9 protein-coding genes and 1 tRNA gene are annotated in these 12,144 nt (G+C 70.7%); 7 read left to right on the forward strand and 3 right to left on the reverse strand.

The features are described from left to right. Positions 1-21 precede the first annotated feature (21 nt). The 4 genes from pepN to J8403_RS31865 all read left to right on the forward strand — a co-directional run bounded on the left by pepN (position 22) and on the right by J8403_RS31865 (position 5,980). Positions 22-2,598 (forward strand): aminopeptidase N, encoded by a 2,577-nt coding sequence (pepN, locus tag J8403_RS31850; RefSeq protein WP_211126183.1) that lies wholly within the window; start codon positions 22-24, stop codon positions 2,596-2,598. A gap of 65 nt (positions 2,599-2,663) precedes the next feature. After that, positions 2,664-2,897, forward strand: coding sequence for a hypothetical protein (locus tag J8403_RS31855; protein WP_211126184.1), 234 nt, complete (start codon positions 2,664-2,666; stop codon positions 2,895-2,897). 165 nt (positions 2,898-3,062) lie between these two features. Then, positions 3,063-4,475: a pyridoxal phosphate-dependent decarboxylase family protein gene (locus J8403_RS31860; RefSeq protein ID WP_211126185.1), complete on the forward strand. Its 1,413-nt coding sequence runs from the start codon at positions 3,063-3,065 to the stop codon at positions 4,473-4,475. Further along, a complete protein-coding gene (locus J8403_RS31865) occupies positions 4,472-5,980 on the forward strand; it encodes a lysine N(6)-hydroxylase/L-ornithine N(5)-oxygenase family protein (protein WP_211126186.1) in 1,509 nt (502 codons plus the stop codon). The genes J8403_RS31860 and J8403_RS31865 overlap by 4 nt, the downstream gene beginning before the upstream one ends. Before the next feature lie 37 nt (positions 5,981-6,017). Here the strand turns inward: J8403_RS31865 and J8403_RS31870 are convergent, their stop codons facing one another. Further along, positions 6,018-7,814, reverse strand: a complete 1,797-nt coding sequence (locus tag J8403_RS31870; protein ID WP_211126187.1) for a bifunctional metallophosphatase/5'-nucleotidase — start codon at positions 7,812-7,814, stop codon at positions 6,018-6,020. Positions 7,815-8,039: 225 nt separating this feature from the next. On the opposite strand from J8403_RS31870, the gene J8403_RS31875 reads away from it, so the two are divergent. Both J8403_RS31875 and pyk read left to right on the forward strand, forming a co-directional pair. Then, complete coding sequence (locus tag J8403_RS31875; protein ID WP_246586082.1) at positions 8,040-8,804, forward strand: SIMPL domain-containing protein; 765 nt, start codon at positions 8,040-8,042, stop codon at positions 8,802-8,804. Positions 8,805-8,961: 157 nt separating this feature from the next. Next, positions 8,962-10,392 (forward strand): pyruvate kinase, encoded by a 1,431-nt coding sequence (pyk, locus tag J8403_RS31880; RefSeq protein ID WP_211126188.1) that lies wholly within the window; start codon positions 8,962-8,964, stop codon positions 10,390-10,392. A 36-nt stretch (positions 10,393-10,428) separates the two neighbouring features. Here the strand turns inward: pyk and J8403_RS31885 are convergent, their stop codons facing one another. Together J8403_RS31885 and J8403_RS31890 are read right to left on the reverse strand one after the other, a co-directional pair. Beyond that, complete coding sequence (locus J8403_RS31885; RefSeq protein ID WP_211126189.1) at positions 10,429-11,187, reverse strand: transcriptional regulator; 759 nt, start codon at positions 11,185-11,187, stop codon at positions 10,429-10,431. A gap of 109 nt (positions 11,188-11,296) precedes the next feature. After that, positions 11,297-11,372 (reverse strand) — tRNA-Leu (locus J8403_RS31890). A 96-nt stretch (positions 11,373-11,468) separates the two neighbouring features. On the opposite strand from J8403_RS31890, the gene J8403_RS31895 reads away from it, so the two are divergent. After that, complete coding sequence (locus J8403_RS31895) at positions 11,469-12,101, forward strand: ANTAR domain-containing response regulator (RefSeq protein WP_014059928.1); 633 nt, start codon at positions 11,469-11,471, stop codon at positions 12,099-12,101. Positions 12,102-12,144: the final 43 nt, after the last annotated feature.

A 12,144-nucleotide genomic window follows, 5' to 3' on the forward strand; every position in this document is an offset into this window, starting at 1 on the left:
CACGTAGGGCAGCATGTCCCCATGTCCGTACTGACGCGCGAGGAAGCGCAGATCCGAGCCCGCCTGATCGAGGTCCACCGCTACACCATCGACCTCGACCTCACCCGCGGGGAGGAGCTCTTCGGCTCCACCACGACCATCCGCTTCAGCGCGCGCCAGGCGGGCGCGGACACCTTCGCCGAGCTCGCGCCGGCCGCGGTCCACCGTGCCGTACTCGACGGCCGCGAGCTCGACCTCACCGGCGACATCGCCGAGGCGCTCGCGGACGGCCGGCTTCCGCTCACCGGCCTCACCGAGGGCGAGCACGAGCTGCGCGTCGAGACGGACATGCGCTACTCCCACACCGGCGAGGGCATGCACCGCTTCACCGACCCCGCCGACGGCGAGACGTACCTCTACACCATGTGCTGCATGGCGGACGCGAACGACGTCTTCGCCGCGTTCGACCAGCCCGACCTCAAGGCCGTCTTCGACGTCCGCGTCACCGCCCCGCCCCAGTGGACCGTGCTCGGCAACGGCATCGCCACCCGCGTCGGCGCCCCCGAGGAGGGCCGCTGGCAGCTCGCGCCCACCCCGCCCATCAGCACCTATCTGATGGCCCTGGCCGCCGGACCGTACCACTCGGTGCGCACCGAGCACGCCGGGCTGCCCTTCGGGCTGCACGTCCGCCGCTCCCTCGCGCCCTACCTCGAGGCCGACGCCGACGAGCTCTTCGACATCACCCGGCGCTGCTTCGACCGCTACCACGAGATCTTCGAGGAGCCGTACCCCTTCGACTCCTACGACCAGGCGTTCGTCCCCGAATTCAACAGCGGCGCCATGGAGAACCCGGGCCTGGTCACCTTCCGCGACGAATTCGTCTTCCGCTCCGCCGTCACCGACGCCGAGCGCCAGACCCGCGCCATGGTCATCGCCCATGAGATGGCCCATATGTGGTTCGGCGACCTCGTCACCATGACGTGGTGGGACGACATCTGGCTGAACGAGTCCTTCGCGGAGTACATGGGCTACCAGATCCTCACCGAGACCACCCGCTACACCGACACCTGGGCCGACTTCGGCGTCCGCCGCAAGAACTGGGGCTACGACGCCGACCAGCGCCCCTCCACCCACCCGGTCGCCCCCGAGCCCGAGCTGGTCCCCGACACCGCCGCCGCCCGGCTCAACTTCGACGGCATCTCCTACGCCAAGGGCGCCTCCGCGCTGCGCCAGCTCGTCACCTGGCTCGGCGAGAAGACGTTCCTCGACGGCATCAACGACCACTTCACGAGGCACCGCTTCGGCAACGCCACCCTCGCCGACTTCATCGACTCGCTCGCCCGCGCCTCCGGCCGCGACGTCCACGCCTGGGCCGACCGCTGGCTGCGCACCACCGGTGTCGACACCCTCGCCCCCGTCGTCACCGCGGGCGGCGGCCGCTGGAGCGCCGAGATCCGCCACCAGGGCGGCGGCCCGGACGGCGACGCCCCCACGCGCCGCCCGCACCGCATCGCCATCGGCCTCTACGACCACGCGCCCGCCGCCCCGCACCAGCTGGTCCTGCGCGAACGCGTCGAGGCCGACCTCGACGGCGCCGAGCCCGCCCTCAGCCTCTCCTTCACCGGGCCCCGCCCCGATCTGCTGCTGCTCAACGACGGCGACCTCACCTACACCAAGATCCGGCTCGACCCCGGCTCCTGGAAGGCCGTCCACCGCGCCCTGTCCGGCCTCCCCGACGCCGTCAGCCGCGCCGTGGTCTGGAACGCCGCCCGCGACATGGTGCGCGACGGCGACCTCCCGCCCGCCGAGTTCCTCGAGGCCGCCCGCGCCCATCTGCCGCACGAGACCGACATAGCGATCGTCCAGGGCGTCCTGGCCTTCGCCCGCACCCAGATCGCCGACCGCTACCTCCCCGCCGACCGGCGCCCCGCCGCCCTGGCCGCCATCCGCGCCACCTGCCGCGATCTGCTGCGCCGCACCGAGGACGGCACCGGGGCCGGGCTGCGGCTCGCCGCCGTGCGCACCTTCATCGGCAGCGCCACCGACCCGGCCGAGCTCACCGACTGGCTCGACGGCGACAGCGTCCCCGGCGGCCCCGCCCTCGACCCCGAACTGCGCTGGCAGACCCTCGGCCGGCTCGCCGTCCTCGGCGCCGTCGGCCCCGCCCACATCGACGCCGAACTCGCCCGCGACTCCAGCGCCACCGGCCAGGAGGGCGCCGCCCGCTGCCGGGCCGCCCTGCCCGACGCCGCCGCCAAGGAGGCAGCGTGGCAGACCCTCTTCGCCCCTGACAGGGACGACCAGGGGACCGAACTCTCCAACTACCTCGTCACCGCGACCCTCGCCGGCTTCTGGCAGCCCGAGCACCACGACGTCCTGGCCGACTACGTGCCGCGCTACTTCCCGGCCGCCGTCACCCTGGGCACCCGCCGCGGCCCCGCCATCGCCGACACCGTCGCCCGCTTCGGCTTCCCGAGCACCGTGGACGCCGAAACCCTGCGACGGGGCGAGGAATGCCTCGCGAACCCCGACGCCCTCCCCGCCCTCCGCCGCCGCCTCGCCGACCAACTCGACGACCTGCGCCGCGCCCTGCACGTACGAGAGAAGCAGAGCGAATAACCACCCCCGACGCGGCAGCCCCTGCCTCGTCCGGGCCGTGGCACGGACGGGGCAGACTGACGGGCATGGATCGAGAAACCCTTGAGCGGACGTTGACAGTCGACGGAGAGAGGTTCGACGTCGCCGAGCGACCCGGCGAACCCGGGACCTACGACTTCACCTGGGTGACCGGGCCGAACCCCGGATACGGCTTCACCACCCGGGTCCATGGGGCCGACTCCCTCAGCACCCGGCAACTCGAGGACTCCGCGCGGGAGTTCCTCGGCCAGGTGGACCCCGACACCGGGTACATCGAGTAGCCGGGCGGGCGAATCAATCCGTGTGACCGGGCCGTACCACGTACGGGTGCACTTCCCGCCGACCCCGGACCGGACCACGGGTACGCGAAGTAGTTTGGGCAACCCTGACCGCCGCCCGACCGCTTCCACCTGCCCGACTCCCAGACACCCCCTAGGGGCACACCCATGCCCGTGCCCGCATCCGGAACCGCCCGCCTCCTCGCCGGGGGCCAAGGCGGACCGGGCGTGCTCCGCCCGATGGTCGACACCGTCCTCGACGCCCTCGCCCACGGCGCCGCCGACCGCGGCGGGCCACTCCCGGCCGGGGGACCGGCCGCGGTGGACCGGCGGATACGCGGTGCGGCCCGGCCGCTCATCCCCGACGAAGGGGAGGGGCCCCACCACGCGCTGCGCACCCTCGTCCGCGCCCTCACCCACGGCGCGGCCGACCCCGCGGACCCGCGCTGCACCGCCCATCTGCACTGCCCGCCGCTCGCCGTGGCCACCGCCGCGGACCTCGCGGTATCCGCGCTCAACCCCTCCCTCGACTCCTGGGACCAGGCCCCCGCCGCCTGCGCACTGGAGGCGCTGACCTGCCGCGCCCTGGCCGAGCTCGTCCACCCCGACGGCCCCGCCCCCGACGCGCTCGTCACCACCGGCGGCACCGAGTCCAACCAGCTCGCACTGCTCCTCGCCCGCGAAGCCGCGGGCGGCATCGGCAGCCCCCTGCGGATCATCTGCGGCGGCAACGCCCACCACAGCATCCACCGCGCCGCCTGGTTCCTCGGGCTGCCCGCACCCCACACCCTCCCCACCCCCACCGGCGTCCTCGACCCGGCCGCCCTCCACACCGCCCTGGACCGGCTGCCCGACGCCGACGCCCCCACCCTCGTCGTCGCCACCGCCGGCACCACCGACACCGGAGCCATCGACCCGCTCCCCGACATCGCCGACGTCTGCGACCACCACGCCGCCACCCTCCACATCGACGCCGCCTACGGCGCACCCCTCCTCTTCAGCGACACCCTCCACAAACGGCTCCACGGACTCGACCGCGCCCCCACCGTCGCCCTCGACCTGCACAAACTCGGCTGGCAGCCGGTCGCCGCCGGCCTCCTCGCCGTCCCCGACAGCGCCGCCCTCGCCCCGCTGGCCCACCACGCCGAGTACCTCAACGCCGACGACGACACCGAAGCGGGAATGCCCGACCTGCTCGGCCGCTCCTTCCGCACCACCCGCCGCCCCGACATCTTCAAGATCGCCGTCACCCTGCGGGCACTCGGCCGGCGCGGCCTCGGCGACCTCGTCGACCACGTCTGCGCCGCCGCCCAGCACCTCGCCGACCTCATCGAGACCCGCCCCGGACTCGAGCTCTACGCCCGCCCCACCATCAGCACCGTCCTCTTCCGCCCCACCGGGGCACCACCCGCCGCCGTCGCCGCGCTGCGCCGCCGCCTCCTCCACCACGGCACGGCCGTCCTCGGCCGCGCCGCCACCCCCGAGGGGCTATGGCTCAAGGCCACCGTTCTCAACCCGCACACCCAGCCCGACGATCTGCGCGGGCTGCTCGAACTCGTGGAAGGCCACACCACCCCATGAGCACCGAACAACCCCCCACCCCCGCCGCCGATCCCGCCCCCGCCGCCGGATCCGCCCCCGGCGTCGACCGGCCCCTGGACCTGGCCGGTATCGGCATCGGCCCGTTCAACCTCTCCCTCGCCGCCCTCGCCCACGGCGTCCCCGCCCTGCGCACCGCCTTCTACGAACAGCGGCCCGCCTTCCACTGGCACCCCGGCCTGCTCATCGACGGCGCCACCATCCAAGTCCCCTTCCTCGCCGACCTGGTCACCCTCGCCGACCCCGGCAGCCCCTGGACCTTCCTCCAGTACCTCACGGCCCATGAGCGGCTCTTCCCCTTCTACGTCGCCGAGCGCTTCCACATCGAGCGCGCCGAATACGACGCCTACTGCCGCTGGGTCAGCGAACAGCTCCCCGGACTCCACTTCGACCACCGCGTCGACGCCGTCCGCTGGGACCACGAATACGAGCTCTTCGAAATCGACTTCACCCGGCTCGGCGGCCCGGCCGACGACGCCCACGCGCCCCACCCCACCGGGACCGACGAGGACGGCAGGGCCCTCGGCCGCGCCTACGCCCGCAACATCGTCCTCGGCGTCGGCACCGAACCGTACGTCCCCGAACCCCTGCGCCCCCTCGCCGACGCCCCCAACGTCCCCGTCCTCCACTCCTGCGACTACCTCGAACACCGCGAGCGGCTCCTGGCCACCGGCCACGTCACCGTCGTCGGCTCCGGCCAGTCCGGCGCCGAAGTCTTCCTCGACCTGCTGCGCAACCGGCCGCTGGGCGCCGAAGGGCTCCACTGGATGGCCCGCACCCCCGCCTTCGCGCCCATGGAATACAGCAAACTCGGCCTGGAGCAGTTCAGCCCCGACTACACCCGCTACTTCCACACCCTCCCCGAACCCGTCCGCGACCAGCTGCTGCCCCGCCAGTGGCAGCTCTACAAGGGCATCGCCCACGAGACCCTCGACGCCATCCACCACGAGCTCTACCGCCGCGCCCTGCACGCCGACGGCTGGCCCGGCGTCGTCCTCACCCCCGGCGTCACCGTCCGCACCGCCGGCCGTATCGCCGCCGCCCGCCTCGAACTCCACCTGGAACACACCGAGCAGGGCACCCGCGCCCGCCACACCACCGAGGCCGTCGTCCTCGCCACCGGCTACCGCGAGCGCCGCGTCGACACCCTGCTCGCCGCCCTCGACCCCTACGTCCGCCGGGACGCCTCCGAGCGCCCCCGCGTCGACGCCGACCACCGCCTCGTCCTCGACCCCATGATCAAGGGCTCGGTCTACGTCCAGAACGCCGAGCGCCACACCCATGGCGTCGGCACCCCCGACCTCGGCCTCGCCGCCTGGCGCTCCGCCGTCATCCTCAACTCGCTGCTCGCGGAACCCGCCTATCGGCTGCCGTCCCGCACCGCGTTCACCGCCTTCGGCCTCCAGCCGTCGGGGCGGTGCGGCACCGTCATCGGCGGCCCGCACCTCCCCGACCAGCGCGCCCCCCTCGCCCCCACGCGCACCTGACCGCGCAGGGGACACGCCTCGTCCCGCACGAAGCGCACTAGAACACCGGAACGCCGTCCCGGGTCAGCTTCCAGTCCACCGACGCGAACCGCGACACCTCGATCGACTTCTCCGCCTGCACCCAGGCGATGATCGTGTTCCGGATCTCCTCCGAGTTGGCCCACACCTGCTTCGCGGAGGCCACATGCGGGAAGTTGCCGCCCCCGCTCGCCCGGTAGTTGTTCACCGCCAGCACGAACTGCGCCTTCTCATCGATCGGCTTGCCCTCGAAGCTCAGCTTCGCGATCCGCGAGCCCGGCGCCTTCGCGATATCGATCTCGTACGTCAGGCCGCCGACCGCGTCGTAGTTGTAGTCGGGCGTGTTGCCGGCGTTCGTCAGCTTCGACGGGTCCACATCGCCGCCCGCCGGAGTCTGTACGTAATACCGCGCCGAGAACTCCAGATACTCCTTGAGCTGGGCGCCCGTCAGCACCCGCGCCTCCAGCGTGTTCTCGAACGGATACAACCCCGCCACCTGCCGGATCGTGACGTCCCCGGCCGGAATCGCCGCCGTACGGGAGAAGCACGACGCCTGCGAGAGCACCGGCAGCGCCGCGTACTCCGTCCCCGCCAGCGCCGCCTTCACCGTCTCCGACTGCACATGGTTGATGAAGTCGATGATCGGCACATCCTTGTACGGCGCCTCGGTCGCCGTCATCGCCGCCGAGCAGGTGCCGATGGTCTGATTCACATAGCCGACGACCTTCTTGTGCTCATCCCCGAGCAGCCCCACGATCCGCGGGTCCTCCTCGGCCGCGTTGGAGTTCAGCACCTTCGCCGACACCGACGCCACCTGCCAGCGCCCCCGCTCCCACTCCAGCTCGAAGTCGAAGAGGGTCAGCCGCTGACCCCACTTGAGCGGCTCCGACAGCACGACCTCGCGCCCGGTCTCCTTGTTGACCACCCGTGACTCCGGGATCTCCACATGCGCGTGGCCCACCAGGATCGCGTCGATCCCCGCCACCTTCTCGGCCACCAGCGCCGCCGCGTTCTCCACATACGGCACCTGGTCGCCGTAGCTGGAGGTGCCGCTGGTCCCCGAATGCGCCGAGACGATCACCACGTCCGCGCCCATCGACCGCAGCCGCGGCACCCACTTCGCCGCCTGCTCCTCCAGCCCCGGGAAGGTCATCTTCCCCTGCACATTGACCTTGTCCCAGATCGCGATGCCCGGATTGGTCAGCCCCAGCACCGCCACCTTCACATCCCGCCCGCACGGGGTGCGCAGCCGCGTCATCCAGTACGGCGCGAAGGCGGGCCGCAGCGTCTTCGCGTCCAGCGCGTTCGCCCCCAGCAGCGGAAAGTCGCACTGCTCCTCGAACTTCCGCAGCACCGGGATGCCGTAGTTGAACTCATGGTTGCCCAGCGCCGCCGCGTCATAGCCGATCGCGTTCATCGCCTGCGCCATGGGATGCACCGGGCCGCCTTCCCCGGTGATCGGGTCCACCCTGGCGTAGTAGTACGACAGCTGGGTGCCCTGGATGGTGTCGCCCGCGTCGATCAGCAGCGTATTGCGGCGCCCCTTCTCCTTACGGACATGATCGACCAGCGTGGAGATCTTCGCCAGGCCCACATCGTTGTGCGCCGTGTCGTCGAACTCGGCGTCGGTGAAGTAGTCCCAGTTGAAGACGTTGCCGTGCAGATCGGTCGTGCCCATCACGGTGAAGGCGTACCGCCGCCGGGGGCGCCCGTGACCCCGCGCCTCGGCCGGGACGGCGGCCGCGGCCGAGGCGAGGGCGGCCCCCGCACTGGTCGCCGCGGTGCGGCCCAGGAACTTCCGACGGTTGAGCGGCATGGCTGATCTCCTCTGAGATACCTGCGAAATGAGCACAACGCGCGTAGATTCTGGCCCAGCCGCACCACTCCGCACCACCCCCGGCAGATTGCGATCAGGTTGCCCCCGGCGCCTCCTGAGGGGCGGTCAGGCCGGAACATCCCGGCCGGGTCGTCCCACCCCGCCGAGGGCCCGGGCGTCGTACGCTCCGGACACCACCCCGCGCACCCCCGACCAGGAGCCGCCATGGACCAGCCGGCCCACCCCACCCAGCCGCCGCAGTCCGCCGCCCCCGCGCCCGCGCCCGCCGCCTCCGTACCCGCCGCCCCCGTGCCCTACGGCACCCCCGACACCCCGCACGTCGCCGTCCGCGGCGAGGCGACGCTGGAGGTCGACCCCGAGATCGCCCGGCTCACCATCACCGTCAGCGCCCGCGGCGCCGACCGGCGCACCGCGCTCGACGACCTCACCCGCCGCAACAACCAGGTCCTCGCACTCGTGAAGCCCTACGGCGAAGCCGTCGAGAAGCTGGAGACCGGCGCCTTCTCCGTCACCCCCGAGATCAACCCCAAGAGCCGCCATGAGCGCGTACGGGCCTACCACGGCCGGGTGCACCTCACCGCGACCCTCACCGACTTCACCGCCCTCGGCGAGCTCACCACCCGCCTCGCCGACCTCGAGCTCACCCGCGTCGACGGCCCCTGGTGGGGACTGCGCCCCGACTCGCCCGCCTACGGCCGGGCCCGGCAGCAGGCGGTGCGGGAGGCCGTGCAGCGGGCCCGCGAGTACGCCGGAGCGCTCGGCTCCCGGCTGGTCGCGCTCACCGAGCTCGCCGACCTCGAGGCCGAGCAGGGCCCCTTCCAGCCCGTGGCCGCCGCCACGCGCGGCCGGTCCGCCTTCGGCGGCCCCGCCGACCGGGACGCCGCCGCCCCGCTCGACCTCGAACCGCAGCGCCAGACGGTGTACGCCCATGTCAACGCGCGCTTCACGATCACCCCTCCCGAGCTCTGAGGGCCCTTCTTCCGACTCTTGAAACCATCCTCCGAGACGCTCATCGGAGCACCCCGCTGCACGTTTCATTAGTTGTCAAGAGCCCGCCATCCAAAGGCCATGGAGGAGTGTGAAGTTCCGGGCTCTTTACTCGCCGGTAAGTCATAGGCTCGACATCATGCGCCGAGCAAAAATCGTCTGTACTTTGGGACCCGCCACCGACTCGTACGAGCAGATCAAGGCACTCATCGAAGCCGGAATGGATGTGGCCCGCTTCAACCTCAGCCACGGCACCTATGCCGAGCACGAGGAGCGTTATCGGCGAGTGCGCAAAGCCTCGCTCGAAACCGGTCGCAGCGTCGGCATCCTCGCCGACCTTCAAGGTCCGAAGATTCGGCTCGGCCGCTTCCGTGAAGGACCCGTACTCCTTGAACGCGGAGACGAGTTCACGATCACCGTCGAACCCATCGAGGGCGACCGGTTCCGCTGCGGCACCACCTACGAGGGGCTGGCCGGCGACGTCAGCAAGGGCGAGCGGATCCTCGTCGACGACGGCCGGGTCACCCTCGAGGTCGTCGACATCGACGGACCCCGGGTGCACACCATCTGCATCGAGGGCGGCATGATCTCCGACCACAAGGGGCTCAACCTCCCCGGCGTGGCCGTCTCCGTCCCCGCGCTGTCCAAGAAGGACATCGAAGACCTGCGCTGGGCACTGCGCACCGGCGCCGACGTCATCGCCCTCTCCTTCGTCCGCAACGGCAAAGACGTCGTGGACGTCCACCGGGTGATGGACGAGGAGGACCGCCGGCTCCCCGTCATCGCCAAGATCGAGAAGCCGCAGGCGGTCGAGAACCTCGAAGGCATCGTCGACGCCTTCGACGGCATCATGGTCGCCCGCGGCGACCTCGGCGTGGAGATGCCGCTCGAGCAGGTGCCGATGGTCCAAAAGCGCGCGATCAAGCTGGCCAAGCGGAACGCCAAGCCGGTGATCGTCGCGACCCAGATGCTCGACTCGATGATCGAGAACTCCCGTCCCACCCGCGCGGAGGCGTCCGACGTCGCCAACGCCATCATCGACGGCACGGACGCGGTGATGCTCTCCGGCGAGACCAGCGTCGGCAAATACCCGATCGTCACGGTCAAGACCATGGGCCGCATCGTCGAGGCCGCCGAGGAGGACATCCTCGCCAAAGGCCTCCCCCCGCTCACCGAGCGCAACAAGCCCCGCACCCAGGGCGGCGCGGTGGCCCGCGCGGCAGCCGAGATGGGCGACTTCCTCGGCGCGAAGTTCCTCGTCGCCTTCACCCAGTCCGGCGACACCGTCCGCCGCCTCTCCCGCTACCGCTCCCCGATCCCCCTCCTGGCCTTCACCCCCGAACCGGGCACCCGCTCCCAGCTCAACCTGACCTGGGGCGTCGAAACCTTCCTCGGCCCGATGGTCAACTCCACGGACGAGATGGTGGCCCAGGTCGACGAGGAACTGCTCCGCCTCGGCCGCTGCCGCAAGGGCGACCTCGTCATCATCACCGCCGGCTCCCCGCCCGGCGTCTCCGGCTCCACCAACCTCGTGCGCGTCCACCACATCGGCGCGGACGACCTGCGGTAGCCGAACCTCGCTCCCCCCGGGGCCGAAGTGCTGGACTCAGTACTTCGGCCCGACGTGTTCGTCCATGAGGGCGACGGAGGCACGGCGGGCGACGGAGATGTTCCATGCGTTGGTCTGCCGCCATGCGATCCCGAGCTGGTCGAGCGTGTCGGTGAAGAGCTTTCGGATGTCGTCGGAGCGGTTGGTGAAGAAGTACCGGGGGTACTCATAGCGCTTGCGCTCCCCGGCGACGACCTTCGCCGTCCAGTTGGTGATACGGCAGCCGTCGGAGTGCACCAGCCCCCGGACGAAGTCCCAAGGGTGGGCGCTGACAATTTCCTGCTGCCAGAGTTCCAGGGTGATGGACCGTTCGTGCTTTTTGCCCGGCCCATGTTGAGGAAGCAGGCACGGCCAGTGCTTGCTGTAGCCGGTCACCATGACGCACCCCTGCCGCTGGACGCGGCAAACGCTGTTGTCGGGTCGAACGGCGCGCATCGCCTCCGCGCAGGAGTCGATGAGCCCCGGCCAGGCATCCGCACATGCGATGCGCAGGAACCAAAGGCCCTTTCGCAGGCGGCTGACGCAGCCATCGCCGAGATAGAGCCCGAGTAGATAGGAATAGGCGGCGGTATCGTCCGGTGGCCGTGGGTGGGGCGCGCATCTGGGGCAATCCGTCGTGCGGGAGATGGGCTCCAGCCGAAGCTGCCATGCGCGAATCGCGAATCGGGAAATCCCGATCTGCTTGCTTACGGAGTTCAGGCTGCGCCCTTGGCGAACCAAGGCAAGAGCGCGTTTACGCGTTTCGAGGTCGTACACACATGCGAGCCTGCTCATAGGGCGGTCATCATGTGAGCGCTCGAAGTATTGTTCACTTCATCGGGTGAAGAAGTGAGATTCCCTTGTGACCTTGGAATCGAAGGAAAAGTGCCCCGGGTCGGACTCGAACCGACACTGTATGGGTTTTGAATCCATTGCCTGCTGCCAAATTGGGCTACCGGGGCCAACGGTTCGAAGGTCATCAACGACCCGCTGCGCGTCCACCTTACCGTAGCTAGGTAGGCTCGTGGTGCCCACCGGCCAGGAAAACGAGGAGCACAGTGAGCACCGCTGACGCCCCCGACGCGCAGTCGCACGTCCCACCGCTGACAACCCGCGTCGTCATCGCCGAGGACGAGGCGCTCATCCGCCTCGACCTGAAGGAGATGCTCGAGGAGGAGGGGTACTCCGTCGTCGGCGAGGCGGGCGATGGTGAGACGGCTGTCGCGCTTGCCCAGGAGCACCGCCCCGACCTCGTCATCCTCGATGTGAAGATGCCGGTTCTCGACGGCATCTCCGCCGCCGAGCGGATCGCGGCCGACCGTATCGCGCCCGTCCTGATGCTGACCGCCTTCTCCCAGCGCGAGCTGGTCGAGCGGGCCCGGGACGCCGGGGCGATGGCGTATCTGGTGAAGCCGTTCAGCAAGAGCGATGTGGTCCCGGCCATCGAGATGGCCGTCTCCCGCTTCACCGAGCTGAAGACGCTGGAGCAGGAGGTCGCCGACCTCTCTCAGCGGCTGGAGACGCGCAAGCTGGTTGACCGGGCCAAGAGCATTCTGCAGACGCAGTACGGGCTGACCGAGCCCGCCGCCTTCCGCTGGATCCAGAAGACCTCGATGGACCGCCGGCTGTCGATGCAGCAGGTGGCCGAGGCCGTTATCGAGGACGCGGCGGAGAAGAAGGCCAAGGAGTAATAGGGGACGAGCGGAAGGGAAGTGGGCCCGCACCGCCGACGCG

It is taken from the genome of Streptomyces yatensis (genome assembly GCF_018069625.1).
In the GTDB taxonomy this organism is placed as follows: Bacteria; Actinomycetota; Actinomycetes; order Streptomycetales; family Streptomycetaceae; genus Streptomyces; species Streptomyces yatensis.

Excerpts from the sequence above, each read along its gene's own strand:
- J8403_RS31875 (WP_246586082.1), top strand. The coding sequence starts at position 8,040 with ATGGACCAGCCGGCCCACCCCACCCAGCCGCCGCAGTCCGCCGCCCCC.
- J8403_RS31860 (WP_211126185.1), top strand. The coding sequence starts at position 3,063 with ATGCCCGTGCCCGCATCCGGAACCGCCCGCCTCCTCGCCGGGGGCCAA.
- pyk (WP_211126188.1), top strand. The coding sequence starts at position 8,962 with ATGCGCCGAGCAAAAATCGTCTGTACTTTGGGACCCGCCACCGACTCG.
- J8403_RS31865 (WP_211126186.1), top strand. The coding sequence starts at position 4,472 with ATGAGCACCGAACAACCCCCCACCCCCGCCGCCGATCCCGCCCCCGCC.
- pepN (WP_211126183.1), top strand. The coding sequence starts at position 22 with ATGTCCGTACTGACGCGCGAGGAAGCGCAGATCCGAGCCCGCCTGATC.
- J8403_RS31855 (WP_211126184.1), top strand. The coding sequence starts at position 2,664 with ATGGATCGAGAAACCCTTGAGCGGACGTTGACAGTCGACGGAGAGAGG.
- J8403_RS31870 (WP_211126187.1), bottom strand. The coding sequence starts at position 7,814 with ATGCCGCTCAACCGTCGGAAGTTCCTGGGCCGCACCGCGGCGACCAGT.